Annotated in this window: 23 protein-coding genes; 15 read left to right on the plus strand and 8 right to left on the minus strand. The window is 60.2% G+C overall.

Features of this window, described 5'->3' with window-relative positions; all coding sequences use genetic code 11:
- Positions 1 to 84: 84 nt before the first annotated feature.
- The 4 genes from RBB49_RS14610 to dusA all read left to right on the plus strand — a co-directional run bounded on the left by RBB49_RS14610 (position 85) and on the right by dusA (position 4318).
- Positions 85 to 567 carry a TRAP transporter small permease subunit gene (locus RBB49_RS14610; RefSeq protein WP_306143581.1) on the plus strand — a complete coding sequence of 161 codons (483 nt, stop codon included), beginning with the start codon at positions 85 to 87 and terminating at the stop codon, positions 565 to 567.
- A complete protein-coding gene (locus RBB49_RS14615) occupies positions 564 to 2120 on the plus strand; it encodes a TRAP transporter large permease subunit (protein WP_306143582.1) in 1557 nt (518 codons plus the stop codon). The genes RBB49_RS14610 and RBB49_RS14615 overlap by 4 nt, the downstream gene beginning before the upstream one ends.
- Before the next feature lie 16 nt (positions 2121 to 2136).
- On the plus strand, positions 2137 to 3201 hold the full coding sequence (locus RBB49_RS14620; protein WP_306143583.1) for a TRAP transporter substrate-binding protein: 1065 nt from the start codon (positions 2137 to 2139) through the stop codon (positions 3199 to 3201).
- Between the two features lie 97 nt (positions 3202 to 3298).
- On the plus strand, positions 3299 to 4318 hold the full coding sequence (gene dusA / locus RBB49_RS14625) for a tRNA dihydrouridine(20/20a) synthase DusA (protein WP_306143584.1): 1020 nt from the start codon (positions 3299 to 3301) through the stop codon (positions 4316 to 4318).
- Positions 4319 to 4330: 12 nt separating this feature from the next.
- Here dusA and RBB49_RS14630 read toward each other — a convergent pair whose 3' ends face one another.
- The 4 genes from RBB49_RS14630 to RBB49_RS14645 all read right to left on the minus strand — a co-directional run bounded on the left by RBB49_RS14630 (position 4331) and on the right by RBB49_RS14645 (position 7314).
- Complete coding sequence (locus tag RBB49_RS14630; RefSeq protein WP_306143585.1) at positions 4331 to 5047, minus strand: TIGR02281 family clan AA aspartic protease; 717 nt, start codon at positions 5045 to 5047, stop codon at positions 4331 to 4333.
- The gene (locus RBB49_RS14635; RefSeq protein ID WP_306143586.1) at positions 5047 to 5226 is read right to left on the minus strand and encodes a DUF1289 domain-containing protein; all 180 of its coding nucleotides are present in this window, start codon (positions 5224 to 5226) and stop codon (positions 5047 to 5049) included. The genes RBB49_RS14630 and RBB49_RS14635 overlap by 1 nt, the downstream gene beginning before the upstream one ends.
- 71 nt (positions 5227 to 5297) lie before the next feature.
- On the minus strand, positions 5298 to 6485 hold the full coding sequence (locus RBB49_RS14640; protein ID WP_306143587.1) for an alpha/beta hydrolase: 1188 nt from the start codon (positions 6483 to 6485) through the stop codon (positions 5298 to 5300).
- A gap of 28 nt (positions 6486 to 6513) precedes the next feature.
- A complete protein-coding gene (locus RBB49_RS14645) occupies positions 6514 to 7314 on the minus strand; it encodes an adenosylcobinamide-GDP ribazoletransferase (RefSeq protein WP_306143588.1) in 801 nt (266 codons plus the stop codon).
- Positions 7315 to 7490: 176 nt separating this feature from the next.
- On the opposite strand from RBB49_RS14645, the gene cobT reads away from it, so the two are divergent.
- Positions 7491 to 8513 (plus strand): nicotinate-nucleotide--dimethylbenzimidazole phosphoribosyltransferase, encoded by a 1023-nt coding sequence (gene cobT / locus RBB49_RS14650; RefSeq protein ID WP_306143589.1) that lies wholly within the window; start codon positions 7491 to 7493, stop codon positions 8511 to 8513.
- A gap of 1 nt (position 8514) precedes the next feature.
- Here cobT and RBB49_RS14655 read toward each other — a convergent pair whose 3' ends face one another.
- Complete coding sequence (locus RBB49_RS14655; protein WP_306143590.1) at positions 8515 to 10065, minus strand: HAMP domain-containing sensor histidine kinase; 1551 nt, start codon at positions 10063 to 10065, stop codon at positions 8515 to 8517.
- 167 nt (positions 10066 to 10232) lie between these two features.
- Between RBB49_RS14655 and RBB49_RS14660 the strand changes: the two genes are divergently transcribed.
- On the plus strand, positions 10233 to 10835 hold the full coding sequence (locus tag RBB49_RS14660) for a uracil-DNA glycosylase family protein (RefSeq protein ID WP_306143687.1): 603 nt from the start codon (positions 10233 to 10235) through the stop codon (positions 10833 to 10835).
- A 162-nt stretch (positions 10836 to 10997) separates the two neighbouring features.
- Complete coding sequence (locus RBB49_RS14665; RefSeq protein ID WP_306143688.1) at positions 10998 to 11483, plus strand: Lrp/AsnC family transcriptional regulator; 486 nt, start codon at positions 10998 to 11000, stop codon at positions 11481 to 11483.
- Positions 11484 to 11537: 54 nt separating this feature from the next.
- Here the strand turns inward: RBB49_RS14665 and RBB49_RS14670 are convergent, their stop codons facing one another.
- A complete protein-coding gene (locus tag RBB49_RS14670; RefSeq protein ID WP_306143591.1) occupies positions 11538 to 12182 on the minus strand; it encodes a TetR/AcrR family transcriptional regulator in 645 nt (214 codons plus the stop codon).
- A 164-nt stretch (positions 12183 to 12346) separates the two neighbouring features.
- Here RBB49_RS14670 and RBB49_RS14675 point away from each other — a divergent pair, with 164 nt between their 5' ends.
- From RBB49_RS14675 to RBB49_RS14685, 3 genes are all read left to right on the plus strand, one after another.
- On the plus strand, positions 12347 to 14386 hold the full coding sequence (locus RBB49_RS14675) for an NADH:flavin oxidoreductase (RefSeq protein ID WP_306143592.1): 2040 nt from the start codon (positions 12347 to 12349) through the stop codon (positions 14384 to 14386).
- A gap of 139 nt (positions 14387 to 14525) precedes the next feature.
- Positions 14526 to 15761, plus strand: coding sequence for an aromatic ring-hydroxylating dioxygenase subunit alpha (locus tag RBB49_RS14680; RefSeq protein ID WP_306143593.1), 1236 nt, complete (start codon positions 14526 to 14528; stop codon positions 15759 to 15761).
- Positions 15762 to 15765: 4 nt separating this feature from the next.
- Entirely contained in the window at positions 15766 to 16839 is a 1074-nt protein-coding gene (locus RBB49_RS14685) for a hybrid-cluster NAD(P)-dependent oxidoreductase (RefSeq protein WP_306143594.1), read from the plus strand.
- Here the strand turns inward: RBB49_RS14685 and RBB49_RS14690 are convergent.
- Positions 16836 to 17534, minus strand: a complete 699-nt coding sequence (locus tag RBB49_RS14690) for a DNA alkylation repair protein (protein ID WP_306143595.1) — start codon at positions 17532 to 17534, stop codon at positions 16836 to 16838. The genes RBB49_RS14685 and RBB49_RS14690 overlap by 4 nt on opposite strands.
- A gap of 205 nt (positions 17535 to 17739) precedes the next feature.
- A complete protein-coding gene (locus RBB49_RS14695; RefSeq protein ID WP_306143596.1) occupies positions 17740 to 17892 on the minus strand; it encodes a hypothetical protein in 153 nt (50 codons plus the stop codon).
- Between the two features lie 98 nt (positions 17893 to 17990).
- On the opposite strand from RBB49_RS14695, the gene RBB49_RS14700 reads away from it, so the two are divergent.
- The 5 genes from RBB49_RS14700 (at position 17991) to RBB49_RS14725 (ending at position 21840) form a co-directional block, all read left to right on the plus strand.
- Positions 17991 to 18890: a LysR family transcriptional regulator gene (locus RBB49_RS14700; RefSeq protein WP_306143597.1), complete on the plus strand. Its 900-nt coding sequence runs from the start codon at positions 17991 to 17993 to the stop codon at positions 18888 to 18890.
- A gap of 39 nt (positions 18891 to 18929) precedes the next feature.
- Complete coding sequence (gene grxC, locus RBB49_RS28370) at positions 18930 to 19781, plus strand: glutaredoxin 3 (protein ID WP_336623425.1); 852 nt, start codon at positions 18930 to 18932, stop codon at positions 19779 to 19781.
- An 88-nt stretch (positions 19782 to 19869) separates the two neighbouring features.
- Positions 19870 to 20409 (plus strand): hypothetical protein, encoded by a 540-nt coding sequence (locus RBB49_RS14715; protein WP_306143598.1) that lies wholly within the window; start codon positions 19870 to 19872, stop codon positions 20407 to 20409.
- A gap of 224 nt (positions 20410 to 20633) precedes the next feature.
- On the plus strand, positions 20634 to 21368 hold the full coding sequence (locus RBB49_RS14720; RefSeq protein WP_306143599.1) for an SDR family NAD(P)-dependent oxidoreductase: 735 nt from the start codon (positions 20634 to 20636) through the stop codon (positions 21366 to 21368).
- Between the two features lie 100 nt (positions 21369 to 21468).
- Complete coding sequence (locus RBB49_RS14725; RefSeq protein ID WP_306143600.1) at positions 21469 to 21840, plus strand: MerR family transcriptional regulator; 372 nt, start codon at positions 21469 to 21471, stop codon at positions 21838 to 21840.
- Positions 21841 to 21982: the final 142 nt, after the last annotated feature.

The raw sequence follows: 21982 nt of genomic DNA on the forward strand, positions 1-21982 counted from the left end.
GCCCCGGGGGCTGAATACGTTGAAGCCGGCCGGTGGGCGGGCCGCAGCGCTGAAGCAGCTCTGTAAGATCATTTGGCGGGATGGGTGTTTTTGATAAGAGTGGTGTTTTCGGGCGTAAGACGCATCTGCATGCTGCTTGCGGTGATCGTCTTTCTGGGCCAGCTTTCCATGGTTCTGATGCGCTACCTACTGGGCTTCGGCTTTCTGGAAATCCAGGATGCTGTCAACTATGCGTTCGCGTCGCTGGTGGCTCTTTCCGTCGCTGTCTCGTTCGAAGCGGACAAGCATGTGCGCGTCGACGTTGTCCGGCAACGCCTCACCGAAACGGCCAATCGGCGGATCGACTTTCTGGGTGACCTGGCCCTGGCTCTGCCGGTCTTCGTCATCATGCTCTGGATGGCCTATCCCTTGGTGCGCAGTTCCTGGGCCATCTTCGAAGGCTCGCCCGAAACCGGCGGTTTGCCGGGACTTTTCCTTGTAAAAACCTGCCTTCTGATTCTGCCGGCCCTGGTGGTCTGGTTGACCCTGGCAAGGCTGATCGGGATCTTTCGGCGGAAACCGTCATGAGCATTGAGATTATCTGGCTGCTCGTCATGGCGCTCGCCGTCTTCGCCTGCATCTTGTCCGGGGTACCGGTGCTGCTCGCGATTGCCGGCGCTCCGACACTTGTCGCACTTCTGGCCGCCGCCTACGGCGATTTTGACCTGGTGTTCTTTCAGGCCGTTCCGCAGCGGATATTCGGCATCATGACAAACCCGCTCCTGCTGGCGGTGCCCCTGTTCGTGCTGATGGGACTGCTTCTGGAAAAGTCGCAGCAGGCGGAACGGATGCTCAAGAGCCTGAGCGCCGCGTTGGGCGGAAACCAGTCGGCGCTTGCACTATCGGTCGTTCTGGTGAGTGCCCTGATTGCCGCATCCACCGGTATCATCGGCGCGACGATTGTCATGCTGGGATCGATCATGCTTCCCGCGCTCCTGAAAGCGGGTGTCGACAAACACATGAGCAGCGGACTGATCTGTGCAAGCGGTACGCTGGGGCAGATCATTCCGCCGTCGATCGTCCTGATCCTTCTGGGAGACCAGATCTCCAACGCCTATTTCGAGGCGCAGCAGGAAGCGGGAAACTTTGCTCCCGACCCCGTGACGGTCGGCGATCTGTTCGCCGGCGCCTTGCTTCCCGGGCTGCTGCTCGTTGCGCTCTATGCAGGCTATGTCGTTTTCAGGCTCAGCCGCAGCGGAGAAGGCGGCGGGCAGGGCCTAGAGCGGGAAACCGTCACCGGCCGCCAACTGGCAAGCGCTATCGCGCCGACGCTCGGCCTTATCGTCGCCGTCCTCGGCAGCATCCTGATCGGTGTCGCGACCCCGACTGAAGCAGCCAGCGTGGGTGTCGCCGGTGCGCTGCTGATTGCTGCCGCGGGGCAGGGCCGGACCATTGCCCGCCCGGCGCTTTTGTGCGCTTTCCTGGCCGTTGCATTGCTGGCGCTGCGGCAGACAGGTGTCCTCGGCCTCGACTTTGAGGCAGGACGTATCAGCTGGACGCCGAAATCCGCGATTTCCGTTGCCGCAACCGCCGGAGCATTTGCCCTGATGCTCGCAGTCGCCGCTCCGCTGCTGCGCAGCGGTGTGCTCGCGTCAGCGCTGCGCGAGACCGTGACCATCACCGGCATGATTTTCGGTATCGTCATAGCTGCGAGCATTCTGTCGCTGGTCTTTCGCGGGTTCGACGGGGACGAGCATGTTGCGGCGTTGCTCCAGTCCCTGCCCGGTGGGGCCTACGGCATGTTGCTGCTGACGATGCTGGTGATCTTTCTGCTCGGCTTCATTCTGGAATTCGTCGAGATCATCTTCATCGTGGTGCCCATTGTCGGGCCAATCATCCTCCAGACGGATATCAGCCCGGTCTGGTTTGCGGTCCTGATCGCGCTGAACCTTCAAACGTCTTTTCTGACGCCGCCCTTCGGGTTTGCGCTTTTCTATTTCCGTTCGGTTGCGCCGGCGGACATCCGAACGTCGCAGATCTATGTCGCCGTAATACCTTTCGTGGTAATTCAGCTTCTGGCACTCGGCCTTGTTGCAATCTTCCCCGCTCTTGCGACATGGTTGCCGGGAGTTTTGTTCTGATAAGAGGAGTCTGGACATGAAAAGACGGGAATTCCTGAAAGCGGGTGCGGTCGCAGCACCCGCCGCCGTGCTTGCGGCACCGGCCGTTGCCGAGGGCAAGGTCGAGTGGAAACTTCCAACGTCCTTTCCCGCAAAGGCCCCGGGCGTCGGTACGAATGTGACCTCGTTCGCCGAGCGTGTCGCCGCCATGTCCGACGGGCAGCTGACGCTCAAGGTCTTCTCCGGCGGCGAACTCGTCCCGCCCTTCGGCGTGGAAGATGCCGTCGAACAGGGAACGGCTGAAATCGGTCACTCAACACCCTATTACGCGGCATCCAAGAACTCCGCACTGCACTTCTTCTCAGCCGTGCCCTTCGGCATGACGGCGGTCGAGACAACCGCATGGCTGCGCTACGGCGGCGGTCAGGACCTCTGGGACGGGATCTACGCCGAACGCGGCCTGAAACCGTTCTACTCCGGGAATTCCGGGGTACAGTCCGCCGGCTGGTTCAAGAAGCCGATTGAAAGCCTGAACGACCTTGCAGGCCTCAACATGCGCATCGCCGGCCTCGGCGGCGAAGCGATGCGCAAGCTCGGCGTCAATGCCGTGCTTCTGCCGCCACCGGAAATCTTCCCGTCGTTCCAGTCCGGGGCAATCGACGCCGCCGAATGGGTCGGGCCGATGCTCGACATGGCCTTCGGTCTCCAGAAGGTTGCCAAATACTGTTACGTGCCGGCCTTCCATGAGCCGTCCGCAGCGCTGGAAATCGTCGTCAACAAGGAGGCCTACGAAAGCCTGCCGGCGCATCTGCAGGCGGTGATCGCCAACGCGGCCGAAGCGACCTCCGTCGAGACAACGGCCCAGTTCGACTATTTCAACGCGGTCGCGATGCAGAAGCTCAAGGCCGACGGCGTGACTTTTGGTGCCTTCCCCGACGAGGTGATCGCGGCCCTGAAGACCGCGGTTGGCGAGGTCATGTCCGAGAATGCGGCAGCCAATCCGGCTTTTGCGGAAGTCCAGAAAAGCTACGACGCGTTCCTGGACCTCGCCAGGGACTACGCGATCGAGGTCAAGGCCGCGACCTTCACTCAGCGGGTCTAGGCATTTGTGTCCGGCGGCGATGCCACACATCGCCGCCGGACCGGTCCTGCAAACCGGACCTTTGCGTCGAAACGCCTGTGATGATATGGAGGCGCGCATGACGACAACAGACGGCCTCTATACCGGCCACAAGCCGCGCTTTTCCGTTGCCCCCATGATGGAGTGGACAGACAGGCACTGCCGTGCGTTTCACCGGCAGTTGTCGCGGCATGCGCTGCTTTATACCGAGATGGTGACGACCGGGGCGGTCATTCACGGGGACCGGGAGCATCTGCTCGGGTTTTCCGATCTGGAGCACCCGATTGCCTGTCAGCTGGGCGGGTCCGACCCGAAAGACATGGCGGTGTCTTCAAGGATTGCGGCGGATTTCGGCTATGACGAGGTCAACATCAATGTCGGCTGTCCGTCCGACCGCGTTCAGTCCGGGCGCTTCGGCGCCTGCCTGATGCAGGAACCGGAGCTTGTCGCCGCCTGCGTTGCCTCCATGAAGGATGCCGTCGACATCCCGGTGACGGTGAAGTGCCGCATCGGTGTCGATGACCAGGACCCGGAAGAAGCGCTGGACCGGATGGCCGATGCAGTCTTTGCCGCCGGTGCCGACGCGCTCTGGGTGCATGCGCGCAAGGCCTGGCTGAAGGGCCTGAGCCCGAAGGAAAATCGCGATATTCCGCCTCTGGATTACGGACGCGTTCTGCGGCTGAAGCTGCGCTTTCCGGAGAAGTTCATCGGTCTGAATGGCGGCTTGCAGAGCCTTGACGAGGCCGAGCCCTTCCTTGAGACACTGGACGGTCTGATGTTCGGACGGGCGGCCTATCACACGCCGCAGATCCTTGGCGAGGTCGACCGCAGGCTCTATGGCGCATCCACGGCGGACATGTCTCCCTGGGAGGCGGTGAGGGCGCATATGGGCTACCTCGAAGAGCAGCTTTCGAGAGGCGTCAAGCTGGCGCACATGACGCGGCACATGCTCGGTCTCTTCCACGGCCGCCCGGGTGCGCGCAGCTGGCGGCGGATCCTGACCGTCGAGGCGATCAAACCCGGCGCCGGGCTTGAGGTTGTCGAAAAGGCGCTTGCCGCCGTCAGCCCGCAGGATCACGCGGCAGAAGCCGCGGAATAGCGTTTCGGAAAATCAGGGATTCATGATCAGGCGGTCGCCTTCGATCCGCCAGCTCCTGAGCTTGTCCAGCGCGGTGAGGCCGAAGAGGCTGCCGGTCAGGGCACCATCGCGGGCGACGAAGCCGCGAATGTTGCGCAGGCTGTGATCGCCGACCGTGAGTGTCTCAATGAGGATTGGGGCAACCATCGCCTGCCCGTTGGCGGTGGAAACGGGGACGGTGAAGGAAAGCTCATCCGGGTTGAAGCCTGCCCGCCGGGCATCGTCAAAGGTCAGGACAACGGCACTGGCACCGGTATCCAGCAGGAAATGCGTCCGTGTTCCGTTGACCCGGCCATCGAGCACGAAATGCCCGGTCGCGTCCCGCACGATCAGGATCGAGCCGTCGGGCTGGGTGACCGCAAGGCCGGGCGCAAGAGCGCCAAGCACCCGGTAGCCCGCCTGAACAAGGTCGGTCCGGTAGGTGTAGCCCACGACCAGAAGGGCGCACAGACCGCCCCAGAACAGCGTTCCCTGAACGATTTCGCGGATTTTCGGCTGACCGAAGATGAAGCTCGCCAGGAAAACGAAGGCGAGCGCGGATAGCGCGACGATCCGCGGCCCGCTGTCATCGAAATTGATGTTTTCCGGATCAGTCGGATCGCCGAAGAAAAAATAGAACCCCGCCGCAAACATGATGACGATCAGCGCAACAACGACGAAGCCCCTGATCTGTCTCGGCCTGTTACTCATCACTCGCCGCCTTCTTGCCCCTCGGCGCTGCGGCGGCCGGGCAGGTCGGCGATGATTTCTGCACGTTGTTCCTCGCTGTAACCGGACCAGCCGGCGATTTCGTCAAGCGAACGCGAACAGCCGGCACACAGGCCAGTGGACTGGTCGATCTGGCAGAATTTTACGCATGGCGAGTTCATGATGCGCATATGGCCACAGATTGTGGCTTTGCCAAGTCATAAAAACGTCTGTCCACGACGGCGATGCGTCGTCAGCGAAGACCGCCGGGATTGAACGGTGCGGTGATGATGTTGACGGGAAGGGCGACCGTGTTGCCGACGAAGGTGCCAAGGCTGTCGCCAAGCGTCGCGCCGCGCGAGGCGTTGGTTCCCGCTCTCAGGCCTGATTGTCCCAATGTTTCGCGGAACTCCGGACTGAGCTGGGCAAGCTGCGCAAACTTGGAGTGATTGGCCGAATCGAGCGAATCCAGCTCCGTCACGTCGATCACGATTGCGCCGAGTTCGGCAAGTTCCTCGTCGTTCGAGTAGGCTCCGACGCGTTCCTTGCCACCGGCGATCGCCCTGGAGAGACGCAGGGCCCGGTCGTCCCTGGAAACGACGACGACATAGGGGTTCGTCGGTCTGCCGAGTTTCCTGAGCTGTGCCTTGAAGAGATCGATGTCGATATCCGGAGCGGCAAGGATCACGACCTTGACTTTGCCTGAAAGGGCCCGCCGCTGTTCCGGCGAGGACTGGATGGCCGTCTCCATGAGCAGCCAGTTGCCCATTGAATGCGCCAGAATGGTGATGTTGTCCGCGTTCGTCTTGGCGAGCAGCAGCATGGTTTCCGCGAGCGACTGCCGCGCGACGGCGGCGCTGTTCAGGTCATAGACATAGTCCTGAAGTTTGCCGCGCGATGCCCAGGTGAAGAGAACGGGCACACCGTCGATGTCACCGTCGTGAACCACCTGAACGAAGCGGTAGAGCGCTTCGGGGAAGAGTGTGTTGTATCCATGGATGAACAGAAAGATATCGCGCTTGCCGCGCGGCATTTTCGCAAGGCGGTTGTTGATCTGGCGGATGAAGGCGCTCTGATCTTCTATGTATCCCGCATCGCGCGCGACGAATTCCGTCTCCGGATTGCCGGGCAGGCTTTCCGGCCATTCGATCTGGCTGACCTCGTGGCTGGGCGGAACGGATATGGTGGCGTGGGCGTAGCTGACCTGTTCGCCGCGCTCACCGTTGAAATAGGTGTCCGGGCGGCTGTCCCGTTCACGGGTCGTGACCACCATGATGTCATGGGATTTTGCGCCCTGCGCGGGGACCTCGGTCAAGGCCAGCGCGCCGAATTCCGGCCGGCTGCCGCACGCGGCCAGCAGCAGAAGCAGCGCGACAAGAAAGACTGACCTTGGCGCAAGCGGCCAAGCCCCTGTCGAATTGTCCTGAATCTGATCAATCATCGCGTGTCGCCGCCCACCTAACACCTGCTCAAGGCACCATAAGCATCCCGACAAGAAATCCAAGTCCGCAGATTTGCTGAATGGCACCGAGGACGTCTCCGGTCACGCCGCCGACCTTTGCCACAGCGACGTGTCCAAGTGCGAAGCCGGCCACAAGCGCGAGTGCGAGGCCAAGAAAAAGAGCTGTGGGTGAGAGAACCAGTGCTGCCGGAACGAGAAACGGAACGGCCAATAGCGCGGCGTTTCGCGCCGTGGTCGCATCAGGTTTACCGAATCTGGCAGCGAGACCGTCCGGGCGCGCCAGGGGTCTCCCCGACCATTGCCAGACAAGAATGGCGCGGCTGATGACCTCGGTGCTGAGGAATATGAGAGCTGCATCGGCCGGGCTGACTTTTTGCCAGAGAACCGCAAGAAGTGAGATACGCAGCACGACCGTCAGAACAAGGGCGAGCGCGCCGAAGGCGCCAATGCGGCTGTCTTTCATGATTTCCAGCCGCCGGTCAGGGGTCGCACCGCCGAAGAAACCGTCGGCGACGTCGCTCAGCCCGTCTTCGTGCAGAGCGCCGGTGGTTGCACAAAGCGCTGCGAGTACCAGCACGGCAACCGCGAAAGCGGGCAAGGCGGTATAGCCAAGAAGGGTCCCGACGCCAGCGGCTGGCAAGGCGACAACCAGGCCGGCAAGTGGCGCTGCGCGTGCGATTTGCCGGAACTGCGGCGCTGCGGCGGGGTTGTCGATGGTGTTCACCCTTGGCAGCGGAAGGCGCGAAAAGAACCGGACACAGGCGGCGGTATCAGCTGCGAGCGTGGTCAGCGAGGCGACAATCGGCAAAGTTGTTGCTCCGTGCGCGTTCGGACCGTGTTTTTCCCGAGAATCTGAGGATTGGTCGGTTTCCGAGCTCATCAGGCCGGTCCTGTGCTTGAGTTTTTCCAACGCGCCGTTATAGATCAGCCGCCAGAGAGGACCAAGTATAGGCACTCCAAGAAAAACAGACCGGGAAAAACAACATGTCCCTATCCGAGACCGCGCTTCCGTTCGATGATATCCGCAACCTCGTCAAATCGATGCCGGGCCCGGACGAGGAGGCGCTTCACAAGGTCAGGGAAAGAGACGGTCAGCTGACAAAGCCTGCCGGGTCTCTCGGGCGTCTTGAAGAGATTGCGGAATGGCTTGCTGCCTGGTCCGGAAACGCTCCGCCCAAGGTCACCCGGCCGATGGTCGCGATCTTCGCCTCGGCCCACGGGGTTGCCGACGAAGGCGTATCGGCGTTTCCAAGTGCCGTGAACAAGCAGATGGTGGAAAACTTCGCTGCAGGTGGCGCCGCCATCAACCAGCTCTGCCGCGTGAACGACATCGGTCTGAAGGTTTTTGATCTCGCCGTTGATATGCCGACGCCGAGCATCACCCGCGAAGATGCCATGGATGAGGCCAATTGCGCCGCGACAATGGCCTACGGCATGGAAGCGCTTGCCGGTGGCATTGATCTGATCTGCCTCGGTGAAATGGGAATCGGCAACACGACCGTGGCAGCTGCCGTGTTTCACGGCCTGTTCGGCGGCGAGGCGTCCGACTGGATCGGCCGGGGAACCGGTGTCGATGACGACGGCCTTGCCAGGAAGCGCGAGGCCGTTGAAAAGGCTGTTGCACGGTTGAACGGTGAGAGCGACCCGCTTGAAATCCTCAGAAAGGTCGGAGGGCGCGAAATCGCGGCCATGGCCGGCTTGATCATTGCAGCGCGCCTGCAGCGCGTTCCGGTCATTGTCGACGGGTTTGTCACCACTGCGGCCGCTGCCGTTGTTTACGCAATGAACCCGTCCGGCCTGGATCACTGTCTGTTTGCGCATGTGTCCGCGGAACACGCGCACGGGCGCGTTCTGGAACGTCTCGGCAAGGATGCCCTGTTCGACTTCGGCATGCGGCTTGGAGAAGGGTCTGGAGCAGCGCTTGCGGCCGGTGTGGTCAAGGCCGCGTCCGAGATGCATGCGGGCATGGCGACTTTCGCCGACGCGGGTGTATCCGGAAAGTCCTGACTCACGCCCTGCGGGCGGTTTCTTCCTGCACTGCGTCTGCTGCGCCGGAAGTCTGGTTCACTTCTGCCGCGTAGTTCATGTTGCGTGACGGCGGCAGCGTGACGATGACTTCGGTGCCTTCGCCCAGCCTGGACCTGATCGTGAACTTGCCGTCGTGCATGCTCACAAGCGCCTGAACGATCGACAGCCCGAGCCCGGTTCCCTGTTCGGCGCTCTTGATGGCATGCGACCCCTGGCCGAAAGCCTCCAGAACCGTTGGAATTTCCTCTTCCGGAATGCCCGGTCCGTTGTCCTTGATGGAAACATATTGTCCGCCGTCTGACGTCGGTCCGAGGTTCACCCTGACTTCGCCGCCGACCGGTGTGAATTTGACGGCATTCGACATCAGATTGAGAATGACCTGCCGCACGGCGCGCTCATCGGCCCACACGCGCGGGAGACCCGCCTGATGCGCGTGATGCAGGGCAATCGATTTGGCTTTTGCGCGGACCTTCATCATCGTGCCGCATTCGGCGACCACGTCCTGAAGATAAATGCTTTCCTCATGCAATTCGTGGCGGCCGGCCTCGATGCGCGACAGGTCAAGGATCTCGTTGATGAGATTGAGCAGGTGTTCGCCCGACCCGTGAATGTCCTCCGCATAGGACCGGTAGTTCTTGTTGGTCATCGGACCAAGAACCTCGTCCTTCATGATTTCGGAAAATCCGAGGATCGCATTGAGCGGCGTTCTGAGTTCATGGCTCATCGTTGCCAGGAACCGGGATTTCGCAAGGTTGGCGGCCTCGGCCCGCCGGCGTGCTTCGTCGGAAACGGAATTCGCGGTTTCCAGTTCGGCGATCAGATGATCCTTGTCCGCACGGTATTCCAGCATCGTGTTGGCGTTTTTCAGGAGCTGGTTGCCCAGGATCAGGAAGAAACCCTGTGCGCCGATCGCCATGGCCGCAAGCGTGTAGTGAACCGCACTCGATTGCTGAAGGAAGCTGAAAGTGACCACGAATGTGATCGGCAACGTGCTCGCCAGGAGGCATTTGGGCAGGTTTGCCGATTGCATCGTGTTCATCGCGATGACGATCAGGAGAGTCGCGAAGTGGAAGATGACCAGACCTTCCCCGGACCCGATCCTTTCCGGCATCAGGAAGAACATGGCCCAGCTGCATCCGTAGATCAGGTCGCCCGCCGTGAAGCGGCGGCGCCAGACGACACGGACTTTCTGGTCGGACGGCGCTTTTTCATAGGAGTGGCTGATCACGACCATCAGGAAATGCGTGCAGATCGTGACGAGGAACCAGGCGCCCATGAACTGGGGACTGACCCAGAGCGAGGAAATCGCTGCCACGATCAAGGCGAGCAACGGTGCGGCAAAAGCCGCGTTGATGCGCGTATCGGCAAAAAGGTGCTGGCGTTCGTGTTCGAAAGTCGATTGCCGGTTCTCGGGAGCGCCGAGCCGGCTGCGGATATCACGCACCGAACGTGCAAGCTCGCGGCGCCGCAAGGCGCGCTGCCTGTTGATCGCGATCGTGTCGTGAATACTATCTGACGTTTCGGGCTTCATCGGACGCCGGAGGGTGTTGATATCGTTATTGTGATACTGCGTGTTTATGCACAGTGACTCATCATTCCTTAAGATCGTCCTCAGGATCGTGGTAAGCATTGCGTTAATCGGCTGTATCAGGGTGCAACTCTTTGTCGTTTCATCATAATTCCCAATCCCTCGATGAAATGGTTTCGCGCATTCATGCCTGCCGGGAATGCAGCGAAAATCCGGTCGGGAAAGCCTTGCCGCACGATCCGCGGCCAGTCCTGCAGGTGTCGTCGAAAGCGCGGCTGTGTATCAGCGGACAGGCGCCGGGGACGCGGGTACACAAAAGCGGGCGGCCCTTCACCGATCCGTCCGGCGACAGGCTCAGAAACTGGATGGGGATAGGCGAGGAGGTTTTCTACGATGCTGAGCGGCTTGCCATCGTCCCGATGGGGTTCTGCTTTCCGGGTCTCGATGACAAGGGTGGCGACCTGCCGCCCCGCAAGGAATGCCGCACGCTCTGGCATGACGCGCTTTTTGCCGAAATGCCCAAGATCGAGATGATCCTCGTGATCGGCCAATACGCACAGGCCTACCACCTCGGCGGGATGCGCAAGAAGAGCCTGACGGAAACGGTCGGATCGTGGAAAGAGTATTTCAACGTGGCGGATTCAGGAGGAAAGCCGAGAGTGCTGCCGCTGCCGCATCCGTCCTGGCGCAACAATGCCTGGCTCAGAAAGAACCCGTGGTTCGAAGCGGATCTCCTGCCTGTTCTGAGGTCCGAGGTCGCGCGGCTGGTCTAGCCCGTTCAAGCGAGCAAGAAGAAAAAAATACTCCAACTCGCCTCATTTGACATGTGGCGCGAAAAATTCCATACGTGTTTTGCTCAAGACAGAAATCATTTCCTTCAAGTCGGACTGTTTGATTTGAAGGGCGTGCGCCAATAGCCGGAAATCTCCACCATGATTGATCGCATCGATCGCCGCATCCTGTCCATTTTGCAGGAGGACTGCACCGTCCCGGTCGCCGAGATTGGCCGCCGTGTCGGTCTGTCGACGACGCCATGCTGGCGCCGCATCCAGAAGATGGAGGAAGACGGTGTCATTACCGGCCGTGTGGCCATTCTGGATCCGGCAAAGGTGAATGCGAAGGTGACGGCCTTCGTCGCGATCACGACGAGCCAGCATTCGGAAGACTGGCTGAAGAAATTCGCCGATGTGATCCAGGAGTTTCCCGAGGTTGTCGAGTTCTATCGCATGGCGGGGCAGGTCGACTACCTGCTGCGTGTCGCCGTGCCGGACATCGAAGCATATGACGCCTTCTACAAGAAGCTGATCGCAAAAATCGAGATCTCGGACGTGTCGACGACGTTCGCGATGGAGCAGATCAAGAACACGACCGCGCTTCCCCTGACCTATGTTGTTCCGGAAAAGCCCCGGGGAGACGCATAGTTCCCCGGCCGTGGGCAATGCGCTTGAAGCTGCGTTGTTCGCAACGGAGTGTGTTCAGGTTTCATTGACCGGATGGCGCGCGAAAAAACGCGCGGCTTCGGCGTCCGTTACAGGCTGACCGGCAAAGATCTCCGCATAGGTGCGCATGCGTTCCAGGCGCGGAGCCAGCGGATCTGATGGCCCGTCCTTCTTCATGGAAATATAGCCGATCTGGGTCTGGTAGACCGTGTTGGCCCGGACGCTTGCGTGAACCGTGTCGTAGCCGAAGCGCTCGAACATCGATTGCAGGGCTTCGACCCGGATGATGTCGGCTTCTTCGAGCATCGCGGCAAGCCGCGCGTCCGAGTGGGCCCAGTTGCGGACAGCGAATTCCAGCCTTGAGTCAAACAGGTCCGGCAAGAGCCACAGATCGAAAACGTTGAGAATCGCTTCCGTAATTGTCTCTGCATAGGCTTCGGTGCGCCTGATCAGGTTGCCTGTGTTTTTTGATTGCCATAACTGGATCAGAGCATCGAGCAGATCCTTGCGATCGGAAAAATGACCGTAAAAGCTCGTCCGGGACAATCCCATGCGCTCGGCAAGAGGCATCACTTTGACCGCATCGATCCCGGTCTCCAGCAAGGCGCCATAGGCCGCCTGAATCCAGAGCTCCCGCGTACCGCGCCATCCGCTGGTTTTTTCGATCAGGGGTTCGTTCATGGTTGCTCGTTAGCAGCTGATTTGGCTTCGAACAACCCAAATTGACAGTGATGTCTTTAAAAACGACATAAATGTCGTTTTTGCGGCTTTTCACCCGGTGGCACCACGCAATAAGCTCCCAGCTGACCGGTGCAGGCCGGACGGATGCGAATTGAGGGAAGCGCATGTCTAAGGATCCACTGCTGCAGCCGTATCAGCTGAAGCACCTGACGCTGAAAAACAGGATCATGATCACGTCGCATGAGCCGGCCTATCCGGAAGACGGCATGCCCAAGGAACGATACCGTGCGTATCACGAAACGCGCGCGAGGGCAGGGGTTGCACTGACAATGACCGCTGGTTCAGCCGCGGTTTCCCGCAATTCTCCGCCAGCCTTCAACAACATACTGGCCTACAAGGACGAAGTCGTACCCTGGATCCGCCAACTGACGGATGCCTGTCACACCCATGGCTGCGCCGTCATGATCCAGCTCACTCATCTCGGCCGCCGGACCGGCTGGAACAAGGGCGACTGGCTGCCATCCGTGTCCTCGACCATGGCGCAGGAACCAGCGCACAGGTTCTTTCCGAAACTCGTCGAGGACTGGGACATAGCCCGGATCATCGAGGACTATGCCGACGCCGCCGAACGCATGAAGGAAGGCGGCATGGACGGCGTCGAACTGGAAGCCTACGGCCACCTGATGGACCAGTTCTGGTCGCCGGCGACGAACCAGCTTGATGGCCCCTATGGCGGCGGAACGCTCGAAAACCGGATGCGGTTTTCGCTGGAAGTGATCGATGCCATACGTCAGCGGGTCGGTGAGGATTTCATTCTCGGTATTCGCTTTACCGCCGACGAAGCGATGCAAGGCGGCATAACGGCTGCGGAGGGGCTGGAAATCGGCCGGCGTCTGAAAGAGACGGGGCAAATCGACTTCCTGAACGTGATCCGTGGCCATATCGACACGGATGCGGCACTGACGGACGTCATCCCGGTGCAAGGCATGCGCAATGCGCCGCATCTCGATTTCGCCGGCAGGGTTCGGCGGGAAATCGGCCTGCCGACATTCCACGCGGCCAAGATCCCGGATGTCGCGACCGCGCGCCACGCAATCGCCGAGGGCTTGCTGGACATGGTCGGCATGACGCGCGCGCACATGGCCGACCCGCTGATCGTCCGGAAAATATCGGAAAGGCGGGAAGAGGAAATCAGGCCATGCGTGGGCGCGACCTATTGCCTTGACCGGATTTACCAGGGCGGTGAGGCACTGTGCATTCACAATCCGGCGACGGGCCGCGAATTGACGATGCCGCATGAACTGTCCCCGGCCGCAGAGACGAAAAAAGTCGTTGTCGTGGGGGCGGGGCCGGCCGGCATGGAAGCCGCGCGTGTCGCCTCCGAACGTGGCCACGATGTGGTGGTCTTTGAAGCTGCGCCCGATGCCGGCGGACAGGTCCGATTGACGGCCCAGTCCGAACGGCGCCGGGAGATGATTTCGATTATCGACTGGCGCATGGAGCAGTGCATCGCGAGAAACGTGAAATTTAGCTTTAATACATACGCAGAAACTACTGATGTAACTTCAGAAAATCCTGATGTTGTTATCGTTGCGACGGGCGGGCTGCCGCATACCGACGTGCTGTCCGAGGGTAACGATCTCGTCGTTTCCGCCTGGGACATCATCGCCGGGGACGTGAAGCCGGGCAGGCAGGTTCTGGTGTTTGACGATGCCGGTGATCACGCCGCGCTGCAGGCAGCTGAAATGATTGCCAAGACCGGCGCGCATGTCGAGATCATGACCCCGGACCGTTCGTTCTCGCCGGAAGTTATGGGAATGAACCTGGTGCCGTATATGCGTGCGCTGCAGGACAAGGATGTCCGTTTCACGGTCACCTATCGCCTGAAGAGCGCCAAACGGGCGGGCAACAGGATCACTGCGGTCATCGGAACGGATTATTCCGGCCACACCGAGGAGCGCGATTTCGACCAGATCGTGGTCAACCATGCAACGGTGCCGCTGGACGAGCTTTACTTCGATCTCAAGCCAAGGTCCAAAAACCTTGGGGCGGTGAATCAGGAGGCGCTGATTTTTGGCCGCCCGCAGTCGCTCGAAGCCAATCCCGACGGAGAATTCGCCTTGTTTCGGATTGGCGACGCGGTTTCTGCCAGGAACACGCATGCCGCCATTTACGATGCGCTCAGGCTGGTGAAAGACATCTGACCTCAACCCGTTGCGGAATTTTTGGGCAACGTCTCACTTGAATAAGCGGATGCCGTTTTTGAGCTATGGCACCTGATCGCGGCGGGACTAGTTTCGCAGCATCAACGTTCGGTGACCCCGACACTTCAGGATCAGACACATGTATAGCGACTCGGACATTCTTTCGCTTTTGATGGGCCGTCGGGCCGGTTATTCGCTGCCTCAGCCGTTCTACACCGACGCAGATGTGTTCCAGGCTGATCTCGCGCATATCTGGCAGAAAGACTGGGTTTTTGCAGCCTGTTCGGCTGAGCTCCCAAAATCCGGAAACTATGTCACGCTCCAGATCGGTGCTTGTTCCATCATCGTTGTCCGGGGGGCGGACGGTGTCATCCGCGCATTCCACAATTCGTGCCGCCATCGCGGCAGTCGCATCTGTTCGGCCACAAAGGGGTCCTCGCCGAAGCTGGTGTGTCCCTACCACCAGTGGACCTATGAACTGGACGGCAAGCTCCTTTGGGCGCGTGAGATGGGAGACGACTTCAAGCCGGAGGAACACGGGTTGAAGACGGTTCACTGCGTTGACGTGTCTGGCATGGTTTTCATCTGTCTGGCGGAGGCCGCTCCCGACGCCACCGGCCTGCAACGGCAGGCCGCACGATATCTCGGGCCCCATGATCTTGGCAATCTGAAGGTCGCGCATCAATCGACGATCACCGAGAAGGGCAACTGGAAGCTCGTCCTTGAAAACAACCGCGAATGCTATCACTGCTCCGGTTCGCATCCATCCTTGTGCCGGACGTTTCCCGATGATCCCGACCTCGTCGGCGCGGATGATTCGTCCACGTCCAATGTCGGAAAACAGCATGTCGAACGCTGCGAAAATGCCGGTTTGCCCGCGAAATACGTGATCTCGCCGAACGAGCAGTGGCGTTTCGTGCGCATTCCCTTCCTCGGGGAGGCCGTCAGCTACACGATGGACGGCAAGGCCGCTGTTTCGAAGCGGATCGGTACCGTTCCCTTCGACAACGCGGGCACATGTCTCTTTTTCAACTACCCGAACACGTGGAACCATTTCCTGTCGGACCAGGTGCTGACCTTCCGTGTGTTGCCGATCGGACCGATGGAATCCGAAGTGACCACAACATGGCTGGTGCACAAGGAGGCACAGGAAGGCGTGGACTATGATCTGGAGCGGCTCACCGAAGTGTGGACGCACACCAACGACGAGGACCGGCGGATCGTTGAGGAAAACCAGATCGGTATCTGTTCACCGGCCTATGAGCCCGGGCCGTATTCGCCGGTACAGGAAAGCGGCGTCATCCAGTTTGTCGACTGGTATGCCGCGCATCTGGAAACGTCCCTTCTCGGGCGTTTCCGTGTAGCGGCGGAGTAGTCCGATGATACCGATGCCGGGACGCGACACGCCTGTCTGGTCTGACAGCGAACTGCTGGAATGCGTGATGGTGGTGCCCGAAACGCCTGACGTGAAGACGTTCTCTTTCCGTCCGCCGTCCGGGGCAACCTTTGTTTATCGGGCAGGGCAGTTCATCACTCTGGACCTGCCGTTGCCCGGCGGCAACGTGCAAAGAACCTATACTTTGTCGTCCTCGCCTGTCTCCAGCGCCTATGTTTCCGTAACGGTGAAGGCGCAGCCGGGGAGCCAGGGTTCGCGCTGGCTCCTCGACAACATGAAGCCGGGCATGCGGTTGAAAGCGTTCGGACCGGCCGGTCTCTTTCATCTGCCGCCGAGCCCGGACGGCAAGTTCCTGTTCATCTCGGCAGGCTCAGGTGTCACGCCGATGATGTCGATGGCGCAGACGCTCTTCGAACGGGGCGAGGACCCGGACATCTGTTTCATTCAGTGCGCCAGACGCCCTGCGGATCTCATCTTCCGACAGAAACTGGAATACATGGCGAGCCGGGTCACGGGGCTGCAGCTGCACTTCGTGGTCGGGCAAAGTGACCCTTACGAGGTCTGGACCGGGTATCGCGGGCATTTCAACCAGCTGATGCTTGGGCTGATGTGCAACGACTATCTGGAGCGTGATGTCTATTGCTGCGGTCCGGAAGGGTTCATGGATGCTGTTCGCGAGATCCTGAATGCGCTCGGATACGATATGGATCGCTATCATCAGGAAAGCTTCCAGGCACCGGCCGAAACCAAGGCGGAACTCACCGAATTTGACGACGTCGTTCCGCAGGAAGACACGAAAGCACAGATCGTTTTTGCAAATTCTGGCGTGTCCGCCTGGTGCACGGAGACCGACACCGTACTTGCGGTCGCCAAGGATGCCGGTCTGAACATCCCGTCCGGCTGCACCTTCGGTGTCTGCGGCACATGCAAGGTCAGGAAGCTGGACGGCGATGTCCACATGGTTCATTCCGGCGGAATCAGCGAAGACGATATCGAGGCAGGCTACATCCTGGCGTGCTGTTCCAACCCGATCGGCACTGTTGAAGTCGAGGTCTAATCAAGATCCAGGCGCGCGCGCACTTTCGGTGAGGACAGTTCCTTGACCGTTTCGCGGCCGATCCTGCGCGCCGTCCTATCTTCGGAACGAGCCAGCTCCTCGCCCAGTTCGAATGCGGGACCATGCAGCTCTGCCGAGCGTTTGCCGATCTGCCTCAACGCCCAGTGAACCGCTTTCCAGACGAAATTCCGTTCGTCCGTGGAGGCATCGCGGATGAGGTCGAAACAGCCCAGAAACTCCCGGTCCGGTGCCGCTTTGGCGTGGACAGCACGCCAGGCGATCAGGGCAAAGCCGGCCCGTTTTACGAATTCGCGTTCGCTTGCCGCAAGAACCGGAACAAGTGCGCCCGAGTCCGCGCGGCGGGCATGGACATTGGTCAACTGGTCGCAGAGGTCCCAGGACTGGATGTCATCCAGCCAGCGCTGTGTCAGCTCTGCCGTCATTGCCTTCGGAGGCGTGATCAGAATGGCGAGCAGCCGGGCCTCGTGAAATCCGGACGCCCAGAGATCACCTGCCAGATCCGGGGATTTTCCGAGCTTCTTTGAAAATGGCCGCAAAATGGAGAGCGGCACTCCGAAGGCCCTGGAAGCGTCGATACCGAACCGCGCCATGCCCTGACGGTTTTCATCGGTTCCCAACTCGCCGAGATGTTCAAGCACGGCTGTGGCAGTCCAGTCTGACGTCGAACGGCGCATCTGTGTCCCTGATAATGCGTCTTTGCGCTGTGATCATGCCTCAAGATCATAGAACAGCTGCCAGGGCGGACGGAAGGTGCTTGCGCGGTGCATGTCTTCGACGAACAAAGCAGGGCCCGGCGTAGTGCCGGGCCCTGCTTTGTTCAGATTTCTATGGCACACGCCATTTTCCAGGCTTGGGGCCCGAAGCGCCGCCATGCAGCGATCAGACCCAGTAGGGCCTGCGCCACCATACGCGGGCAGCCTGTTCTTCCCGGTTCCGCTCCTCGGCCAGACGGCGCTTGGTGCGCGGGTCCATCGTTTCAGCGCGCGAAGACCGGGTTGCTTCCAGAAGGCTGCGTGCATAAATATCTAACATTGACTTACACTCCTCGGTTGGCGTCTGATGAGAATATGGCTCTGGACCTTGGAAACTGCGAGTCAGGAAGATTTTAGATATGTAAGGAAAAGTTACATATGGAATGGCGCTCCCTTCCTCCGCTGAACAGCCTCAAGGTGTTTGCAGTCGTGGCCGAAACCACGAGCCTGTCGGCGGCCGGACGAGAACTGAATGTCACCCATGCCGCGGTCAGCCAGCAGATCCGCAGCCTTGAGAGTTTCATGGGGCTGAAGCTGATTGTGCGGGAAGGGCGCGGTGTTGCGCTGACCCCGGAGGGAGAGCAGTTGTTCATCGGCCTCAAGGAAGGATTTGAAGCCATCCGGGACACCGTTGATGCGCTCCTCAAGGACGATCAGGCCAGGCCGCTCAATATCACCATGACACCGACATTCGCCGTCAGCTGGCTGATGCCCCGGATCAACGATTTTCGGCTGAAGCATCCCGATATCGAGTTGATGCTCAACCCGACAGCGGAAGTCATTGAGCTGACACCGGGCGGTACCGACATGGCGATCCGTTTCGGCAGGGGCGATTGGCCCGGCCTGGACTCCGAACTGCTTTTGCCGACCAACTTCGCCGTCGTCGGGGCGCGCTGCCTGATCGGCGACAGGGCGATCAACAGTCCCGAGGACATTCTGGATTTCCCGTGGCTGCAGGAATACGGCACCAACGAACTCGCCATCTGGATGAAAAATCAGGGGGTCGTGCCCTGCGAAAAACTCAATGTCACCCATCTGCCGGGCTATATGCTGCTTGAAGGATTGCGGCGTGGGGAGGGCGTGTCGGCAACGGCCAAGGCGTTTATCAAGCCTGACATCGATGCCGGCAGTCTTCAGGTGCTGTTCGAGGATGAAGAAGACCCGGGCACCGGCTATCACATGCTGACCCGTCAGGGTGTCAAGCGCCCGCCGCTGAAGAAACTGATGGCCTGGCTGCGCACCATGATCGCGGAAGACATGGAGAGGACGGGGGGCTAGGGTGCGAAAGCGCGAGATCAAGCCAGGAGAACAGGACACGTGACGAACTCGCAAAACACCACCAACCCCCTCATTCTTCCCGATGGCCTGCCACGGCCCGTCGATGACGGCGGTGCGGATCATCTGGCGGGCATGAAAGTGCCCTCTGTGCGATTGCGCGCGACCTCCGGAGACCGGGTTGACCTGTCCGAGGTGCCGGGCCGGGTGGTTGTCTACGCTTATCCCATGACCGGCGTTCCCGGTGTCGAGTTGCCGTCTGGCTGGAATGACATTCCAGGCGCGCGAGGCTGCACGCCGCAGACCTTGTCTTTTCAGGCCGAAAAGGACGTTTTCGCGGCTTTCGGAGTGACGGTGTTCGGTCTGAGTACGCAGACGGAAGACTATCAGAAGGAACTCTCCGAGCGTCTGGACCTGTCTTTCCCGATCCTGAGCGATGCTGATTTTGAACTCTCCGACGCGATGCGCCTGCCGACCATGGTGGTGGAGGGCATGCGGCTGATCAAGAGGCTGACGCTTGTCCTCAGGGATGGCGTGGTCGAGCATGTATTTTACCCTGTTTTCCCGCCGAACAGGTCTGCGGCAGACGTGATCGGCTGGCTTCAGGAAAACACCGCGCACGCGCATGGACCGGGCGTCCTGATTTATACGACACCGGACTGCCCGCATTGCCGGGCTGCCAAGACGCTCCTGAAGGAAAAAGGGGTCGCTTACGTCGAGGTTGATGTGGACCGCGACCCGGAGGCAGCGCATGTGATGGTTGCCCGCAGCGAGGGCCACCGGACCGTGCCACAGATTTTCATTGGCCCGACCCATATTGGCGGCGGCGACGACCTCGCCGTGCTTGAGGCCGAGGGCCGGCTGGACACCTTGCTTGCGGGAACGAAGGAATGAAACGGTGGTCGAGGGCGGCGGCGGGCGCAAGTCGGCTAGAGAAAACCGCTTTGATCAGAACCTGACCACCCGCTCGAGGACCCACGACGTGCAAGACAAATCCAAGGACACGGAAACGGTTTGGGTCACTCTCGGCCCCGAGGGCACCAATCATGACGTCGTGCTGCGAAATCACCTTCTGCAGCGCGGCCGTGAGGCGCGCATAATCCATGCACCGGACGCATCCGGCATGCTTGCGCGCTGCATTCGCGGTGAGGCCACGCACATGATGATTTGCGCCGCGCATCGGGAGGCAGCGGAAATCGTTGCGATTGCGCAGTACAGGCACGGTATCCTGCTGACCGACACGTTCATAGCAACGAGCCAGCCGCTCGCGATCTTGAGCCGGTCTGACGTCGGTCGCCCCCGGTCGATCGCGCTCCATCCGGCGACACGACCTTACACCTCTCTTGTGGAGTTTGAAGAGGTAATCGAGGTGAGTTCGACCGTCGCCGCCTTCGAAGGGCTTCAACGGGGCGAATGGGACAGCGCCCTTACACAACGGCGCTTCGCCGATTGTGCGGAGGTGAAAGTAGTCCGTCCCGTCGACGCGGCACGGGACGCCTGGCTGGTGCTGTCACGCGGTTAGTCACGCAATCAAGGACGATTGATGTCGCTGACCCGTGTCAGACCGATGCCTTCAAGCTGTGCCTGATCCAAGTGCCAAATCTTTGAAATTAGTCGCTTGAAACCAATTTCGCCATTGACCCTGACATTAGTGTCAGGGCGCTAAGCGTGTCGCCTATCAACACCCTTAAGAGCCCGGATAGGAGACGGAACGAAATGGCGAAAGACAGTATTTGGACGGGGAAGGTGGCGATAGTCACCGGCGGAAGTTCCGGGATCGGCAGGGCGGTCGCAACCCGGCTTTCCAGGAAAGGCGCGAAGGTTCTCATCACTGGCCGCAATGCACACAGGCTCGAGGAGGCCGCAACTGAGCACGACAACATAGAGGCGCTTCAGATGGACAGCTCTGAAGACGGCAGTGGTGAGCGGATCGCCGAAGCGGCGACCGGTCGATGGGGGCGCATTGATCTGGTCGTCAACAATTCCGGGGCGGGTCAACCACTGCCCGTCGATGTCTATGATGCAAGTGTCATTGCAGACATGTCTGCCCTCAACATCGTCGCACCGTCTCAACTCGTGAAGGCAGCCCACGCGGCGTTGCGTGAAAGCAGGGGCGCAATCGTCAACATTGGAACGGCCGTGTCGCGCAACGCGGCACCCATGCTGGCGCATTACGGGGCGACCAAGGCGGCGCTTGAACATCTCACCAGATCCTGGGCCATCGAGCTTGCAAGCGACGGCATTCGCGTCAACGCCGTTGCCCCCGGGCCGGTCAAGAGCGGTGCGCTGACCGGAATGATGGGCCTTCCGGAAGAAGTGGCGCGGCAGGTCGAGGATCAGGAAACCGCCCAGATTCCCCTTGGACGCCGGGGCGTGACAGCCGATATCGTCCCCTGGATCCTGCGCCTCGGCAGTCCTGAGAATGAATGGCTCACGGGACAGATCCTGACGGTTGACGGGGGCTGGTCGCTGCGGAGCTGAGAGCCTGAAAGTCGGGTGGATGGAGACCATCCACCCGACGCCTTGCTGATTGTCATGCAACACTTACATTGATGTCAGGCTTTTCCGGAGTATTTCTGTCATGCAGGCAAAGGAAGCTGCTGAGCGGCTTGGGATCACACAGCGCATGCTGCGCCACTATGAAAAAGAAGGTCTCATGGACGTGTCACGAACGTTCAACGGGTATCGCAGCTACAGCGAAACAGACCTGCGCAGAGCCGGGCGTATTCGCGATTTTATCGCAACCGGCTTCTCCACCCGCGAAATCCGAGCAATGAGCGCCTGTCTTTCCGACGAAGGCTCCGGCCCGTGCGAAGGCGGGATAGAGAAACTGACGGAAAAGCTGATGCATATCGACCGGCTCAGAGCAGAGCTTGACGACAAACGAAACGCCGTGCTTGAGCGGTTGGCGACACTGAGAAACGGACTTTCAGCCCTGGGTACGGACCCATAAATGAAGTCAATTTGGTTTGGTCGTTTTGGCTATCTGCGAGGAGCGAAAGCGCAGGAATTGTGGTGCATTTTCAAGCCTTTCGCGACGAGGCAGATAGCCAAATCGGCGTCAATTATGGGTCCGTACCCTAGTACGCAAGTGC

Source organism: Roseibium sp. MMSF_3412 (assembly GCF_030733265.1).
Taxonomy (GTDB): Bacteria; Pseudomonadota; Alphaproteobacteria; order Rhizobiales; family Stappiaceae; genus Roseibium.